Origin of the sequence: Hoeflea algicola (genome assembly GCF_026619415.1) — a bacterium.
Classification (GTDB): Bacteria; Pseudomonadota; Alphaproteobacteria; order Rhizobiales; family Rhizobiaceae; genus Hoeflea; species Hoeflea algicola.
This window is the reverse complement of sequence record NZ_JAOVZR010000001.1, coordinates 4,304,897-4,320,730: the sequence shown is the minus strand read 5'-3', so window position 1 is coordinate 4,320,730 and position 15,834 is coordinate 4,304,897. Positions and strand designations below refer to the sequence as shown.

At 59.4% G+C, this 15,834-nt stretch carries 13 protein-coding genes; 1 reads left to right on the top strand and 12 read right to left on the bottom strand.

The genetic code is table 11. The annotated features are described in order from the left end of the window. Positions 1-32: 32 nt before the first annotated feature. The 12 genes from OEG84_RS21025 to OEG84_RS20970 all read right to left on the bottom strand — a co-directional run bounded on the left by OEG84_RS21025 (position 33) and on the right by OEG84_RS20970 (position 14,927). Positions 33-1,094, bottom strand: coding sequence for a glycerol dehydrogenase (locus OEG84_RS21025; RefSeq protein ID WP_267655557.1), 1,062 nt, complete (start codon positions 1,092-1,094; stop codon positions 33-35). After that, the gene (locus OEG84_RS21020) at positions 1,091-1,879 is read right to left on the bottom strand and encodes an SDR family NAD(P)-dependent oxidoreductase (protein ID WP_267655556.1); all 789 of its coding nucleotides are present in this window, start codon (positions 1,877-1,879) and stop codon (positions 1,091-1,093) included. Before OEG84_RS21020 ends, OEG84_RS21025 begins: the two co-directional genes overlap by 4 nt. Positions 1,880-1,884: 5 nt before the next feature. Beyond that, entirely contained in the window at positions 1,885-3,573 is a 1,689-nt protein-coding gene (locus OEG84_RS21015; protein WP_267655555.1) for an ABC transporter permease, read from the bottom strand. A 68-nt stretch (positions 3,574-3,641) separates the two neighbouring features. Beyond that, positions 3,642-4,967 carry an ABC transporter substrate-binding protein gene (locus OEG84_RS21010; RefSeq protein WP_267655554.1) on the bottom strand — a complete coding sequence of 442 codons (1,326 nt, stop codon included), beginning with the start codon at positions 4,965-4,967 and terminating at the stop codon, positions 3,642-3,644. Between the two features lie 44 nt (positions 4,968-5,011). Further along, positions 5,012-6,100 (bottom strand): ABC transporter ATP-binding protein, encoded by a 1,089-nt coding sequence (locus tag OEG84_RS21005; RefSeq protein WP_267655552.1) that lies wholly within the window; start codon positions 6,098-6,100, stop codon positions 5,012-5,014. Between the two features lie 3 nt (positions 6,101-6,103). Further along, positions 6,104-7,645, bottom strand: coding sequence for a xylulokinase (xylB, locus tag OEG84_RS21000; RefSeq protein ID WP_267655551.1), 1,542 nt, complete (start codon positions 7,643-7,645; stop codon positions 6,104-6,106). Between the two features lies 1 nt (position 7,646). After that, entirely contained in the window at positions 7,647-9,149 is a 1,503-nt protein-coding gene (locus OEG84_RS20995; protein ID WP_267655550.1) for an FAD-binding oxidoreductase, read from the bottom strand. A 114-nt stretch (positions 9,150-9,263) separates the two neighbouring features. Then, positions 9,264-10,301: a LacI family DNA-binding transcriptional regulator gene (locus OEG84_RS20990; protein ID WP_267655549.1), complete on the bottom strand. Its 1,038-nt coding sequence runs from the start codon at positions 10,299-10,301 to the stop codon at positions 9,264-9,266. A gap of 315 nt (positions 10,302-10,616) precedes the next feature. Beyond that, positions 10,617-11,909 (bottom strand): histidinol dehydrogenase, encoded by a 1,293-nt coding sequence (gene hisD / locus OEG84_RS20985; protein ID WP_267655548.1) that lies wholly within the window; start codon positions 11,907-11,909, stop codon positions 10,617-10,619. A 43-nt stretch (positions 11,910-11,952) separates the two neighbouring features. Beyond that, entirely contained in the window at positions 11,953-13,248 is a 1,296-nt protein-coding gene (locus OEG84_RS20980; protein ID WP_267655546.1) for a TRAP transporter large permease, read from the bottom strand. Then, the gene (locus tag OEG84_RS20975) at positions 13,245-13,718 is read right to left on the bottom strand and encodes a TRAP transporter small permease (RefSeq protein WP_267655545.1); all 474 of its coding nucleotides are present in this window, start codon (positions 13,716-13,718) and stop codon (positions 13,245-13,247) included. Before OEG84_RS20975 ends, OEG84_RS20980 begins: the two co-directional genes overlap by 4 nt. Before the next feature lie 168 nt (positions 13,719-13,886). Then, positions 13,887-14,927 (bottom strand): TRAP transporter substrate-binding protein, encoded by a 1,041-nt coding sequence (locus tag OEG84_RS20970; protein WP_267655544.1) that lies wholly within the window; start codon positions 14,925-14,927, stop codon positions 13,887-13,889. A 209-nt stretch (positions 14,928-15,136) separates the two neighbouring features. On the opposite strand from OEG84_RS20970, the gene OEG84_RS20965 reads away from it, so the two are divergent. Next, on the top strand, positions 15,137-15,682 hold the full coding sequence (locus OEG84_RS20965; protein WP_267655543.1) for a helix-turn-helix domain-containing protein: 546 nt from the start codon (positions 15,137-15,139) through the stop codon (positions 15,680-15,682). The last annotated feature ends 152 nt before the right edge of the window (positions 15,683-15,834 follow it).

Here is a 15,834-nt window from a genome sequence, read left to right as displayed (position 1 = left end):
TGATGCATTCAGACCAAGCGTTGATGGGTTGATCAGTGCTGCTCCAGGCTCCGGATTGCGCCGGCAATGATGGCTGCGGTGACCGGACGCTCGAAATTGCGGATATAGGGGGAACTTTCGAAGGTCACCTGGGCGATCCTTTCGGCATCCTCGTCGGTACCGCCGAAATCGGACAGCCGTCGCGGCAGACCGAGTTCGCCTAAAAGCTGGAAAAATTCATCCCGCTCGGCATATGAATCAGGTGTCATCGCCAATTGCACCAGCGTCCCAAATCCGACCTGCTCGCCATGCAGAAATGCCTGCAAGGCAGGGATCACCGAAAACCCGCGCGTCAGCGAATGGGCAATCGAGAGCCCGCCATTCTCAAATGCCAGCCCGCTCAACAATACCGCCGCTTCGATCACCGATTCAACCTCGGGACTGGTGCGGTGCGCCCGCACATCATTGGCGGCAATAACCGCGTCACGGCGCAGGACCACATCGCAATGGTTAGCGATCGCCCGCAGACATTCGGTCTGCGCGCCACCATAAAAATTCGTGGCGCCGGAATTCACACATTGAATCGCCTCGTATTTCTTTGACAGCGCGTCACCCACGCCCGAAAGAAAAAACCGCACCGGCGCTTCAACGATCAGCTTGCTGTCAACCAGAACCGCGTCCGGGTTTGTCGCCATCAGCCGGACCTCGGAAATCGAGTGGTCTTCCTTGTAAATGACCGAAAGCCGCGACGTCGGGCTGTCATTGGAGGCAATGGTCGGCACGATGACAATACGACCGCCGCGCTTGATCCGCACGCCCTTGGATGTGTCGATCGCCTTGCCGCCGCCCATGCCGACAATGACGTCGGCTCCATGGCTATCGGCAAGCCCGACCATGCGGTCAATTTCGGCAGATGTGCATTCACCGCCAAAAGCTGCAACCACCGCAGACGGTCCAAGCAGTTCGGCAAGCCGCGAGCCGTATCTTTCCGCGACGAACGGATCGGCCACCATAAACACCTTGCTGCCCAGGCCGGACAGAAGCTCAGGCAGCCGCTCAAGAGTATCCGGCCCCTGGATATAGAGGTGCGGAGCGCCGAAGATACGTGTCGTCATGATGCAGTCCCGTCCTGGTCCCAGTGAAAATCACGCTTGCCGCCATCAATACAGATCAGCGCACCATTGATGAAATCGGCCGACCGACCACACAGATAGGCAGCCAAGGCACCCACTTCAGCCGGCTTGCAGAAACGGCCGATCGGGTTCTGACTGGTAATGACATGACGCTGGTGGTCGGTGAAGCCGGAAATCAGGTCAGTTTCGACATAACCTGGCGCAATCGCATTAACGGTGACCCCGCGCGGGCCCTGCTCCTTGGCGCTGGTCCGGGTGAAGCCGGCGATCCCGGCCTTGGCTGCCGCATAATGGGCCACTCCGGGACGACCACCACCGGTAAAATTCATCGAGGAAATATTGATGATCCGGCCATAACCCGCATGCCCCAGATGCGGCAGGGCTGCGCGCGTGCATAAAAACGTCGCGGTGAGATGGCTGTCGAGGATGATGCGCCAGCTTTCATCGCTGATGTCCTCGACCCGGTGACCAAGATGGCGACCACCGGCCCCGGCATTGTTGATGAGAATATCGAGCTGTCCGAAAGCCCCGGCCGCATCTTCCACCACGGAATTGGCGCTGTCGGGTTTCGACACATCGCCCGGAACTGCAATCGCTTCAAACCCTTCGAGGTGGAGCAACTTGACCGCATCGACTGCGCGGTCTGGATCAAGATCATTGATCACCAGCCGCACCCCCTCGCCTGCCAGCGCCCGCGCCTGTGCCATGCCCAGGCCTCCGGCACCACCGGTAATCAGCGCAACACGGCCGTCGATCTGCAAGTCCATCGAGACTATCCCTTCACCGCGCCAGCGCTCATGCCCTGAATGAAATACTGCGAGAGCAGCGCAAAGGCGCCAAACAATGGCAGCGCGATCAGCGTCGACCCGGCCATGATCTCGCCCCAGCGCAGATCGAACGAGCCGATCATCGAGGCGAGACCCACCGGAACCGTCTTGTTGGCATCCGAGCCGATCATGATCAGCGCAAAGGTGTAATCGATCCACGACAGCAGGAACGAGAAGATTGCGACGGTAAGCAGGCCGGGCAGCGACAGCGGCAGAACCACGCGCAAGAACGCCCCGAGCCGAGTGCAGCCATCCACCATCGCCGCTTCTTCAAGCTCGAACGGCATGTTCTTGAAAAAGCCCCAGAGGAACCAGACGCCGAGCGGCAAGGTCATGGTCAGGTGTGCAGCCACCAGGCTGGTCAGGGTGTCGCCAAGGCCGATCCGCGTGAAGAACGTGTACATCGGAATGGCGATCAGCAGCGGCGGAAACATGTAGGCGTAGAGCATCGAAGCGACGATCACCTTCTTGCCGCGAATCCGCTGCCGGGTGACGGCATAGGCGATGATCACCGAGAAGAACATCGTCACCACCACGGTGATCAGCGCCACCGTCAGGCTGTTCATGAACTGCGTCGGGTAGTCGGTCAGCTCAAGCAGGTTGGCGTAGTACTCGCTGGTGAACGGACCGGGCCAAAGCGAACTGCTAGAGAACATCGACTGCGGCGCACGCGTCGAGGAGACGATCATCCAGTAGACCGGGAAAGCGGAATAGATCGCGATGACGATCGCTGTCAGATACAGCGCCAGACGGCCAAAAAGCGAACGGGTCATGATTCTTCCTCGTCGAGTGGAAAGATGCGGAAGTAGATGAAGACGGAAATTGCCAGGAACAGGAACGAGAGCGTTGCGATTGGCGCCGCCACCGATATCGAACTTGGTGAAAGCGGTGGTGTAGGACAGGATCGCCAGATGCTCGGTGCTGCCCACGGGGCCGCCGCCGGTCAACAGCCAGATCACGTCGAACTTGTTGAAGGTCCACACTGCGCGCAGCAGCACAACCACGGTCAGAACCGGCTTCAGCATCGGCAAGGTGATGTGATAAAAACGCTGGATGGCGTTGGTTCCATCCACCTTGGCCGCCTCGTAAAGCGAGGTCGGAACTGTTTGCACGCCGGCGAGAAACGCGGTGGTGACAAACGGCGTCCACAGCCAGACCGATACCATCACGCTCGAGGCCATCGCGGCCTGCGGGCTTTCAAACCAGTGGACCGGCGGCAAACCCAGCGCCGCAATCCCCTTGGTGATGATGCCGATCGAGCCATCCACCATCCATTTGAAGGTCAGGACAAAAACCACGGTTGGCAAGAGATAGGGCAGGATCGACAGGCCGCGAACCAGGTTGCGTCCCGGAAACGCCTGGTTGAGCACCAGCGCCATGCCAATGCCGAGAACGACCTGCAGCACAATCGTCGAAATCGAATATATCAGCCCGTTACCGAGCGCATTCCAGAACGCGCCGGTCGAGAGCACACGGACATAGTTTGCCAGCCCGATCCATTCCGGATCGGCGACAAAGCTGTCCATTGTGTAGAAGCTCAGACTGATTGCGTAAAACACCGGCGCGGCGATCAGCGCCAGGGTGATCAGGAGCCCAATGGTCAGGAATAACGCGAATGTGGCTTTGGAACTCATTGAAGCATCCTGCGAAGAATAAGGGCACTGGAGCGGATATCGCTCCAGTGCTTTGAGGTACGCGTCGATCAGGCGATCGCGTCACGCATTTTCTGGGCGCCCATTTCCAGAGCGGCATCCGAGGACGTGCCGAGCAGGCATTTCTGCTGCAGCATCTCCGACAGGGCAAAGGATTCAAACACCTTGCCCGGACGCAGATCCGGCTCCGGACCCTGTGTGTCGATCGAGGTGATCGTCAGGTCGGGATCCGTCAGGAAGCCCTTCATCGATTCCACCAGACCGGCATGCTTTTCGATCAGCGGGTGAGCCTTCCAGCGCTTGTCGTCATAGATGTCGAGACGCGCTGGCTGGAAATGCAGCGGTGCGGTATGCAGGAAGTTGATGAGCTGGTTTTCCGTGAACCATTCCATGAACTTCATGGATTCCTCGGCTGCGCCGGTGTTGAGCACCACCCAACCGTCATAGCCGTGATTGACAGCCTTTCCGGTGCCACTGGAGTCCATGTAGGGGAAGATACCGAACTTGTCGGCGAGATCCGGCGAGTTGCGTTCGATGGTTTCGACCAACCGGCCGGCATAGGCGGAATGGGCCACCGAGCCGGAAGTGAAGCTGGTCAGCATCTCGCTGTAAGACGCCTGGCTCGTGCCGCTCGGCATGGTCTTGTAGAGATCGCCGAAGAAATCCAGATAGGCCTTGGTCTTTGGCGCATTCTCTTCGCTGTCGATGATGATGTTCCACTGGTCGTCAAATATCTCGACGCCCTCGGCCCAGAGGAAGCCCGGCGACAGCCAGTTGGTGGCACCGTTCGAGGCGATCGGGAAGATCGATCCCGACATGTTGTCCTTGGTCAATGCCTGGGCGTTGGCGAGGAACGTTGCCTGATCCTTCGGCACTTCAAGCCCGTTCTGCTCGTAGAGATCCTTGCGGTAGTAGATCCAGGCGAGGTTGTAATCGTAGGGATACCAATAGGTCTTGCCATCCATCGGGAAGAGGATGTTCTTGCCCCACTCCTGCTTGCTGGTGAGCGGCGTCATGTCGACCAGGTGGCCTTCATTGGCGAGCAAAAGCACATGGCCGACAAAGGCCACCGTTGCGATATCGTAAGGCTTGCCGCTGCGCAGCGATGTGGTTACCTTGGTGAACACGTCGCCCAGCGGAACGGAATCGATCACCACTTCAACGCCGGTCTGGCGTTCGTATTCAGCGGCCGCCACCTTCAGTGCGCGAATGCTGTCGATCGAGGTTTCCGCGTTGAGAAAGCGGATCTGCTTGCGGCTTTGGCCGAACACGGCAGGCGTCGAAAGACCCGTCGCAGCGAGTGCGGCTCCGGCTGCTCCTGCGGTTCGCAGGATCGTCCTGCGGCTCACGCCGCCATTGTTGTTTTGATTGCTCATCGTAGTCTCCTCCCAGGTTTTCTATCGTCCGATAGATGGTGCAATTAGTGCTCAGTAGAGATGCGTTTTCCGGTTTGCGTGTCGAAGAAATGCAGACGGTCAGCGGGAAAACGAAGCGAAAAGCCCGAGCCCCTGTGAACGTCATCCCGCCGGGTCGTCATCACCCGTAGTCTCACGCCCTGCGCGGTGCCCGCGCAGAGTGTTTGTGCGCCGAGCTGCTCGATGATGTCGGCGGTAAAGGCGATATTTCCGGCGCCTTCGTCGATCTCGATGTGTTCAGGCCGAATGCCGAGCGAGATCGCGGCATTTTCCTGTGCCGTCATGCCCTTCGGCAGGTCGATCGAGAATTCACCGGCCTGAAACCGCCCCTGCACGATGCTTCCCTCGACAAGGTTCATTTCTGGTGATCCGATGAAGCCCGCAACAAACAGATTGGCCGGCCGATCATAGACTTCGAGCGGCGCGCCGACCTGCTGAACATGGCCATCCTTCATGATCACGATCCGGTCAGCCAGCGTCATTGCCTCGACCTGATCATGGGTCACGTAAACCATCGAGGTGCCGACCTGCTTATGCAGCCTGGCGATTTCCTCCCGCATCTTCACACGGAGCTTTGCGTCCAAATTGGAGAGCGGCTCGTCGAGGAGAAACACTTCCGGTTCGCGAACCAGCGCCCGGCCCAACGCAACCCGCTGCATCTGGCCACCGGAGAGCTGGCGCGGCTTGCGGTCGAGCAGTTCATCGAGACCCAGAACGTTGGAGGCCTCGCTGACGCGCTTGTCTATCTCGGCGCGATCCATCTTGTGCATGCGCAGGCCGAAGGCCGAAGGCCGAAGGCCGAAGGCGAGGTTCTCGCGGATGGTCTTGTGCGGATAGAGCGCGTAATTCTGGAACACCATCGCAATGTTGCGATCTTTCGGCTCCAGCTTCGTCACATCGCGGTCACCGATATGCAAGGTGCCGCTGGTAATCGTCTCCAGCCCCGCAATCATCCGCAGTGTCGTGGACTTGCCACAACCCGATGGGCCCAGAAACACCACCAGTTCGCCATCTTCTATGACCAGGTCGACCCCATGGACGGCAATCACCGATCCATAGGCTTTGCGCACGGCCGAAAGTGTGACTTGCGCCATGGGTTAATCCTCTTTCATCGGGGAGACGCCGCGGTTGCCTTGCAGGCGGGCGATACGGTGATGGATAGGCGACAACGCCTTCTGAATGTCGACGTAGATTGAGTGGGCCTCGGTATAGAAGGCTGCATTATCGGGATTCGGCGCAATGCGTTTGGCGACCCGAATGGCGGCCTTCGCCGCTGCCGCTTCATCGGCAAAGGCACCGACCCCGACACCGGCAAGAAGCGCAGCACCAAACGAGGCGTCGCCATTGCCCGGCAGTTCCACATCAACACCAAGCACATCGGCAACGATCTGGCACCAGAGCGGACTTTGCGTGCCGCCGCCAATCAACCGGGCGGTGGAAAACTCCAATTCCTGAGCAGCCAACGCTTCGCGACAATCGCGCAGCGAAAAGGCCACGCCCTCATACAGCGCGCGGACAAAATGGCCCGCGCCGTGCTGAAAACCGATCCCGGCAAACTCGGCCCGCAACAGCGGATCCCAGTGCGGGCTCCGCTCGCCGTTGAGGTAGGGATGAAAGAACAATCCCTCCGACCCCACCGGCACCGACGATGCAAGTGTTTCCATTCGGTCGAATGCCGCGGAGCCGTCTGTTTCCGGGCTCATGAAGAAAGTGTCGCGAAGCCATTTGTGGGCAGAAGCACATGAATTGGTCGCCGCAATCACATAGAACTGGTCCGGCATGACATGCGGATAGTTGATCACCGTGTTGCTGGCATGAAGGTCAGGCGACAGCACGCTGACCGTTGCTGCGGTTGCGAGCTTGATCACGCCCAACCCCGGCTCGGTCAGTCCGGCACCATAGGTTTCCACGGCCGTATCGGATGCACCGACGATGACCGGTGTTCCTTCTGCCAGTCCCGTCTCTCTCGCAGCCTGCGCGCTCACCGTTCCGGCTCTGGCGGTCGACGGTGAAATCGGTGGCAGGGTTTCCAGGTTCCAGCCAATCATGTCGCAGATTTCGGCTGACCAGCTTGATCCGTCGGCCACTGACATCAAGGTTCCGGCCGCATCGATCGGGTCGGTCATCCAGTCGCCGGTAAATCGGCTGCGGATCCAGTCCTTGGCGAGATAGAGACGTTTGACGCGCGCGAAATTGTCAGGCTCGTTTTCCTTGAGCCAGAGCATCTGCGGAAGCGTCCAGGTCGGATTGGCGCGGTTGCCTGAGATTTCGAGAATCCGCGCATCCGCCGCGTCGCGCAAGGCTTGAGTCTGGGTTGACGCGCGCTGGTCATTCCACAGGATCGCCGGGCGGATGACAACGCCGTTTTCGTCTTCGAGCACCTGGGTATGCGCGCCAGCGGAAACCGACAGCGCGGCGATCCGTGATGCCGGAACCCCAGCCTTTTCCAAGAGCCGTGGCAGGGCCGTGCAAACGGCAACCCACCAGTTGTTCGGGTCCTGCTCGCTCCAGCCGCTTTGGGGCGCAGATGTTGTTACCGGTGCGGCAGCGTCGGCAATAACGGCGCCTGCCGCGTCGATCAGCGTCGCCTTCAGCGATCCGGCACCCAGATCAATACCTAGAAAAAGGTCGTTGCTCACATCAACTCTCTTGGCGCGGTGTTGCAGGATTGAGTTGACCGACGACCACGGCGCCTTCCGGCAACCGCAGGCCGAGCTTGCCCGGGTTCATCAGATTGCCAGGGTCAAGCGCATCCTTGATCTGCTGCAGCATCGGCAGGGCGCCGCCAAGCTCGCGCTCGATCCAGCCATTGCGGAACACCCCTACACCATGGTGATGGGCAATTGAGCCACCATGCTCCAGAGTCAGATTTTCGATCGCCTGCCACATCTGCGCATGCAGGGGCAGCGCCTTTTCATGATCCATGGGCGGAAGCCGGATGGTCATGTACTGGCACGCGCCCTCGGGATAGATATGCGACCAATGCGCGCCGAAGTGGACTTCTGGGCAAATTTCCCGGACCGCCTTGCCCATCGCCTCGAACATGGCCGGCAAAGCCGACCAGTTGCCGGTGATTTCGATCGTGTCGTTGAAGTACCCGGCCTTCTGCCACTGCGCGGAAAACGCCACATAGCGGTTCTTGCGCCAATGCTCATAGGGCTCCTGGCCTGCTTCCACCGCACCATAGCTACCAAATATTTCCATGGCCATCTGCTGTTCGGTGGTCACCATGGGTTCTCGGCCAGCAAAGACATAGACGGCAAGAATTGGACGCGACTGGAACTCGGGCATGTTTTCCGTGCGTTCGCGGCTTTCCTGAGCATCATAAATCCGCGCCACCAATGGCCGCAGTTCCGCCTGCATGACATCGCGCGCCGCATCCAGCGCTGCCGCCTCGGTCGGGAATGCCAGCACTACGCCGCGCTCGACCTCCGGCAACTTCCACAGCCGCATTGTAATTTCGGTGATGATCCCGAGTGTTCCTTCGCTGCCCACCAGGATATCGCGGATCGACGGACCCGTCGCACGGCGGGCCACCGGGCGAATGTTGATGGCGGTTCCGTCCGGCAGAACAGCCTTGAGCCCGACGATCATGTCCTCGATCTTGCCGTAACGGCTGGAGGCCTGACCGCCGCCGCGGCACGCAGCCCAGCCTCCGACCGTGGAAATCTCGATCGACTGCGGCAGATGGCCGGTCGAATAGCCTTGCGCATTGAGTTCTGCCTCAAAGGCGGCACCGTTCATCCCCGCCTGAACCGTGACCATGGCATTGCCCGGATCAACCGAGACGATCTGGTCGAGCCGCCGAAGATCTACCGTTACCTCTGCCGAAACCGGAATGGCACCACCAAGCACCCCCGATCCGTTACCGAACGGGATCAACTGCACGCCCAAACGCCGCGCTGTCTTGACGATCGCCTGCACTTCGTCGGCAGTGCCGGGCCGCAACACCAGACGCGGCAAAACGCCCGCCAACTTGTCCTGCCGTTCGCAGAAATTGGCAAAAGGCAACCGGTCATGCGCATAGGGGCGCCGACCGGCTTCGTCAGAAAGCACATTCTCCGCACCGACAATGCTTGTGAACTCGGCCTGAAGAGCACTCAGTGCTGCGGGCGCCGGCGATTGGGGCTGCGAACTCGACATCAGGTTTCCTTTTTAATGGCTACAATTTCTGGTTAAGCCGCCCAAACAACTTTGAACAATCGTTTGTTCATTGCTACAGTCAGCAATCGCGACCTGTCAAGCAAAGGAAGCTGATTATTTGGAAATTCGTGCGCCGATTCGCGGGGCGACCGTTGAATCGCGGATGATCAGTCGCCCCGGCGGCAAGGCCCGAACCGGCTCGGGATCTGCCCCGGAAAGCTTGCTGATCAACAGTTCCGCCGCCACACGCCCCATCTCTTCAGTCGGCATCATGACGGTGCTCAGGGCCGGAAACAGCATTTCGGCAAAAAGTGCATCGTGAAGCGCGATGACCGACATTTCCTGTGGCAATTGCCAGCCGGCAAGCCGCAATTCTGCCATCGCGCCTGCTGCTGAAACCAATGTGGCCGCCATGATCGCGGTGGCATCAGTCTTCGCCAGTTCCCTGACCGACACCCGACCGGCGTCGAATGTGTAATCACCCATAGCCACCAGCAGCGGGTCAAAGGGGATGTTTGCCGCATCGAGCGCTGCCCTGTAACCGGCCAGGCGTTCCTGGGCGTTAAAACCACCGGGGCGCCCGCCGAGATGACCGATGCGGCGATGCCCGAGCGACATCAGATGCTCCGTAGCGCGCCGCGCCGCCTCCCGGCTGTCGAGAACCACTGAAAGGGCTGTGCCCGGCAATTGACGGTTCAAAAGCACGTAGGGAACATTTGCCTCGGCCAAATCGCTGCGCAAAACTTCATCGGCGTCGAGGCTCGCCACCAGCAAACCGTCTACCCGGTTCATCTGAGAAAGCTTGGCAATGGTTGGCCCCGCCTCGCCCGGATCACGATGGGAAATCAGCAGCGAATAGCCGTGCTGGGCGGCAACATTTTCAGCGCCGCGGATTGCCGCCGAGAACACCGGATTATCGAGCTGCGGCACGACAATACCGAGTGTAAAGGTGCGCGACATACGCAACGCCCGGGCCGTGTAATTGGCGCGATAATTCAGCTTTTTCGCAACTTCGAGAATGCGGTCCCTGGTTTCAGCGCGAATGCGTTGCTCGCTTTGGCCACGCAGAACCCGTGATACCGTCGACACATCAACTTCGGCCATGGCGGCAACTTCGGCGAGCGTGGCTTTCCTTCCCTGCTTTTTCGTCACCTGAAACTCCCCCGTCCCTGTTCTCGGCCTGTCTTACCATCATAAGCACCGAAGCTGGATAGGGGGTATTCTTTCCGAAGGTCAGGTGCCACCTGGTTTTGGGCCCAATGGAGGCCGGGGTTTCTGGCCTCGAATGCACTTCATGAGCGAGTTCGACCTTGTCCTGCCAATCTCGCTGCGGGAGGCGCACTCGGTTGTCCTTGCTGTAAGCCTCCAGTTTGCCCTTAGACGCTGCGGCGCACAAAAAACCCGCGCGCCGTGGCACGCGGGTCTTGATCCTTAGCGGCAGGGCGCATGGCGCTCCTTGCTCGAAATTTACTTTCCCTGCGCCTGCAGCCGGTCGAGCCGCAACTGGGCGGCACGACGGTGGCCCTCCAATCCTTCATTGGCACTTTGACGTACGGCCGGAGGCGCAACCTGCTTAACGCCTTCAGCGGTCAGCCATTGATGGGTAGCGATCTTCACATAAGTACCAACCCACAGCCCGCCGGTATAACGACCTGCCGCCATGGTCGGCAGTGTGTGGTTGGTGCCCGAGCATTTGTCAGAATAGACAACAGAGGCCAGCTCACCGATGAACAGCGACCCGTAATTGCGCAGCTTCAGCGCCAAACCCTTGGCATCGGCGGTATGGACCTGCAGATGCTCGGCCGCGATGTGGTCGGAATAGGCAATCATCGCCGCTTCATCGGCACACAGGGCGATTTCGCCGTAATCCCGCCATGCCGCACCTGCGGTCTCGGCGGTGGACAAATCGACCAGCTGCCGTTCGACTTCGGCAAGCACCGCACGCGCCAGCGGCTCATGGGTGGTTATCAGGCCGACCCGTGTACGCACGTCATGCTCGGCCTGCGCCAGCAGGTCGGTGGCAATCATCTCCGCATCGCCGGTTTCATCGGCAAGGGTATAGATCTCCGAGGGGCCAGCTAGCTGGTCGATGCCGATCGGGCCAAAGACCTGACGCTTGGCTTCGTTGACGAAGGCATTGCCGGGGCCGACGATCTTGTCGACATTGGGCACGGTTTCAGTGCCGTAGGCCATTGCCGCGATTGCCTGCGCGCCACCGATCTTGAAGATCCGGTCGGCGCCCGACAGATGACAGCCGGCAATCATTGCCGGATGCGCGTTTGGCGGCAGACACGCCACAACTTCACCAACGCCTGCAACCTTGGCCGGGACGATGGTCATCACCGGTGCCGATAACAGCGGATAGCGCCCGCCGGGCACATAGCAGCCGACCCGGTCGATCGGGATCACGCGATGGCCCATATGCACGCCGGCCAGCAGTTCGACCTCCAGCGGTTTCATTGTCCCAAGCTGTGCCTCGGCAAAGGCGCGAACATTGGCGATCGCAAATTCGGTATCAGCGCGGCTCTGCGGTTCAAGCGCGGCAAGGGCTGCCTCACGCTCGGCCTGGGTGACCTCGAACGCGTCCAGATCAGCCTTGTCGAATTTGCGCGAGTATTCCCGTACTGCTGCATCGCCCTTGGTGCGCACCGCAGCCAGAATTTCGGCCACCAGCGTTTCGACCGGAGCGTTGTCAGACACGGCGCTGCGCGTGGGGTGCTTGACGAAAGAGACGCCTGGAAACTCAGTCTGTACTGTCATTATATCAGTCCATGTTGTTGGGAATACGGGAATTCCGCCACGATCAGCCGCCGAAAAACCCCATTACGGTGCGCGGAAGCGTTGTGGTCAGGAAGGGTACATATGTCAGGATCAGCAGCACGACGATTTCCATCAGGATGAAGGGTCGCACCTCTCGGATCAGGTCCTCCAGCCGGACCTTGCCGACCGCCGCGCCAAGGAACAGACCCGATCCTACCGGCGGCGTGTTCAGCCCGATCAGCAGATTGACGCAGAACACAACGCCGAACTGGACCGGATCCACCCCATAGCTCTGAGCGATCCCGGCAAAGATCGGCCCAAAGATGATGATCGCCGGGAACAGGTCCAGCACCAGACCGATCATCAACAGCGAGATATTCATCAGCATCAGGAAGACGTATTTGTTGTCGGTGACAGCCTGGAAAGAATTGGCGATCATCGTCGGCACGCCCTGCGTCGCCAGGATGTAGCTCAGCACCGAACTGGTTGCCAGAAGCAGGAACATGATCGAGCTGGTCTTGGCGGTGCTGAAGAAAACATCCGGCAGCTCGCGAAATTTCAGCGTGCGCGTCACCACCATGCAGATCACCAGCGCATAGATCGAGGCCACGGCGGCGGCTTCGGTAGCGGTGAAATCACCGCTGAGCACTCCGACCACGATCAGTACCGGCATCACCAGCACCAGCAGACTGCGGCGCACCGTGGTCAGGACGAATCCGACCGAATAACGCTCTGTCCGCTTTTCATAGTTCCGGGCCAGCGAAATCCGGTAGTTCATTACCATCAGGGCAATGGCCACGAGCACGCCGGGAATGATCCCGGCGAGAAACAGCTCGCCAACCGAAACACCACCTACCGCCATCGCGTAGATCACGAAAGTCAGGCTCGGCGGGATGATCGGACCGATCACCGAAGAGGCAATCGTCACCGCGGTCGCGTAAGCGCGGCTGTAGCCTTTTTCCGCCATGGTCGGGATCAGCACCGAACCGAGCGCAGTGGTATCCGCCGAGGCTGAGCCGGTTATGCCGGCAAAGAAGACGCTGGCGGCGATATTGGTGTGGCCCATGCCGCCGCGGATGCGGCCGACGATGACATCGGCAAAATCGGTCAGAGCGCCGGTCATCCGCCCCTTCAGCATGATCTCGCCGGTCAGCACGAACATCGGCACTGCGACCAGTACGAAGGAGTCCACCCCGATATACATGAAATGCGACAGCAGGGTCAGGCTTTGACCGCTGATCAGCAGTGCGACAAGACACGCGGAGCCAATCACGAAGGCAATCGGCATTCCCAGAACGGTGAGAACCACGAAGGTTACGGCAAGTGCTAGAATGGTCATCCCGGGTTCCGCCACTGCTCAAAGGATTCAAGGATGATCCGGATCGAGACGACAATATAAAGCGCGCAAGCTACCGGGATGGCCAGGTTGGGAACGGCCCGGCTGATGCCAAGTGCTCCGGTACGCAACCGCGCGACGGAGCCGAGCTTGTCAATCGAGCCATAGATGACGGCTGCCGCAAACAAAATGATCAGAAGATGCATCGCCGCGACCAACAGGGCACCCGTTTTCGGCCCCAGGCGCTCGACAAAATAGGTGATCCCGACGTGACCACGTTCATTGAGAACATAGGCGGCGGCCAGGAGCAGCCCCCAGATCATGAGGATCACGCTCAGTTCTTCGGGCCATGGCAGCGCGCCAATGGTGCCGCGCGCGACAACCTGAAGACAGATCGCCAGCATGATGCCTGCTATTGAGAGGCCTATGGCAAAGCGCAGGGCTGTATCAAAAAGGGCAAATGCAGACCGCATCCAGATCTCCTGTCGTGTCTCTTGGGAATGGCGAAGCCGGCACTGGGCCGGCTCCGTCAAGACTAACCCACACATCCAGCAGGATGCGCAAGGGACGCTGCAACAGCTTGAATGAATGCATGTGCGTTGTCGTTCAGATCAACCAATCTGAACGCGCCATGCATTGGCTCAGCGGTTCAGTCGAGCTTCGATCGCCTTGACCTCGGCAAAGACCTTTTCAACCAGCGCCGGATCGACCTGTTCCTTCAGCCACGGCAGAACACTTTCCTGCGCTGCTTCACGCAGCCGTTCGCGCTCGACATCGGAAATCGGACGGATATCAACGCCGTTCTCTTCCAGAGTCTGCAGCCCCTCGACACGGTTACGGTAGGCTGCAACACCGAACTCGGTCGCCGCGCCGATCTGTGCGCCGCGCTTCAGGGTGGCGCGCTGCTGGTCGTCGAGTCCCTGCCAGAATGCCTCGTTGACGAGGTAGAAATTGACAACGCCGAAGCTGTTATCCAGCGTTACATTCTTGGCAACCTCATAATATTTCTGGTCGACCATGATGCCGATCGTATGTCCGAGCCCGTTGATCACGCCGGTCTGAATCGAGGTATAAATTTCACCCCAGGATACCGGGGTCGCCGATGCACCCAAGCCTTCCCAGGCACGGATCGTCATCTCGCTGCTGGGCAACGTGCGCAGCTTGAGACCAGCGAGGTCTTCCAGGCTTTCCACCGGACGGGTCTTGTTGATGAAATTGTAAAAGCCGTAGGGTGACGCGGCCAGGGCCCGAACTCCCAGGTCGGCTGCCATTGCCTCGTTTATCTCGGCGAAAGTTTCGCTGGCGAAGAATTCCTTCATTACCACTTCGTCGGCAAACAGATAGGGCGTGAACCAGGTCATCATCGGAGCATAGGCACCTGTCAGGGTCTCGTCGCCCTGCACCATCTTGTTGATGCCGATCATCGCGCCCTCGAGCAGCTTTTCGGTGTCGCCCAACTGGCCGGAGTGCAGCAGTTCGACATCAATATCGCCACCACTGGCGGCCTCGACATACTGCTCGAACGCTTGCCAGCCCAAAGAGTTGGCTCCGGTCGGGGATTCGATCGTCCCGATCTGGAGGGAAATCTCGGCGGCGTTGGCTGCTGCCGGCACGAGCGAAAGCCCGGCGACGCCCATTGCCAAAAGCGTGCGGCGTACGGTTTGTTTCTGTCTGACGATCATCCTCGCCTCCCATTACGTGATTGAAACAGATCAAGGAGGAACCATTAGGCAGTGCTGCAAAACATGCACCTACCTCCTCTTCCGTTCATTGTATATTTTGATCAGAGAGGGGAAGGAACCCTCTGCCCCCTTGGTGTTGCATATACTTTACAGCCGATGGCTACCAGTGATAGCACTACCCCCATAGTACGCATCTTCTGGATAGTATAATGGCCAAAATCGGAACCAATTTGAAGGCGCTTCGGCTGCGGCGCCACCTGAGCATGCGCGACCTCGCTCAACGCTCGGGCATCTCGCACACCACGATCTCGCTGATCGAGCGAGATCGCATCAGCCCCACCGTTGATACACTGCAAGCGGTGCTCGATGCGCTCGGCAGCCGCTTGTCGGAATTTCTCGGAGGTTTGACCGAAGGCAGCGGCAGCCCGTTCTATCCCGCCGATGACACACCCGAGATCGGCAACCCCGAGACGATTTCCTATCGCCTGATCGGGCTTAATCATCCCTATCGCGCCTTCCAGTTCCTCAGAGAAACCTATGCGGTCGGAGCCGATAGCGGCGAACTCCTGTCACATGTCGCTCAGGAGGCGGGCTGCGTTGTCTCGGGCGCAATCGAGCTGACGGTGGGAAATCAGTGCCGGGTGCTGCACAAGGGTGACGGTTACTATTTTGACAGTCGCGAATTACATCGCTTCCGCAATGTCGGCAAGACTACCGCCGAGGTCATCAGCGCGATTTCTCCGCCGTCTTATTGATCGCTCAATTCAGCAACTGTTCTCGCAACCGAAGACTGCTGCAACACGGCGACCTGCCAGCAGTTCCATGCGCCGTACGCCGACTGGATAACGGTTCAGCCTTTTATCGATCCGAGCAAATTGGAAAATTTCCGCAACACTTATGCAAAAGC

What these genes read in the sequence shown, in the direction of transcription:
- OEG84_RS21025 (WP_267655557.1), bottom strand. Translation starts at nt 1,094, where the DNA reads ATGACGACACGTATCTTCGGCGCTCCGCACCTCTATATCCAGGGGCCG.
- OEG84_RS21010 (WP_267655554.1), bottom strand. Translation starts at nt 4,967, where the DNA reads ATGAGCAATCAAAACAACAATGGCGGCGTGAGCCGCAGGACGATCCTG.
- OEG84_RS20980 (WP_267655546.1), bottom strand. Translation starts at nt 13,248, where the DNA reads ATGACCATTCTAGCACTTGCCGTAACCTTCGTGGTTCTCACCGTTCTG.
- OEG84_RS20995 (WP_267655550.1), bottom strand. Translation starts at nt 9,149, where the DNA reads ATGTCGAGTTCGCAGCCCCAATCGCCGGCGCCCGCAGCACTGAGTGCT.
- hisD (WP_267655548.1), bottom strand. Translation starts at nt 11,909, where the DNA reads ATGACAGTACAGACTGAGTTTCCAGGCGTCTCTTTCGTCAAGCACCCC.
- OEG84_RS21020 (WP_267655556.1), bottom strand. Translation starts at nt 1,879, where the DNA reads ATGGACTTGCAGATCGACGGCCGTGTTGCGCTGATTACCGGTGGTGCC.
- OEG84_RS21015 (WP_267655555.1), bottom strand. Translation starts at nt 3,573, where the DNA reads ATGAGTTCCAAAGCCACATTCGCGTTATTCCTGACCATTGGGCTCCTG.
- OEG84_RS21005 (WP_267655552.1), bottom strand. Translation starts at nt 6,100, where the DNA reads ATGGCGCAAGTCACACTTTCGGCCGTGCGCAAAGCCTATGGATCGGTG.
- OEG84_RS20970 (WP_267655544.1), bottom strand. Translation starts at nt 14,927, where the DNA reads ATGATCGTCAGACAGAAACAAACCGTACGCCGCACGCTTTTGGCAATG.
- OEG84_RS20975 (WP_267655545.1), bottom strand. Translation starts at nt 13,718, where the DNA reads ATGCGGTCTGCATTTGCCCTTTTTGATACAGCCCTGCGCTTTGCCATA.
- OEG84_RS20965 (WP_267655543.1), top strand. Translation starts at nt 15,137, where the DNA reads ATGGCCAAAATCGGAACCAATTTGAAGGCGCTTCGGCTGCGGCGCCAC.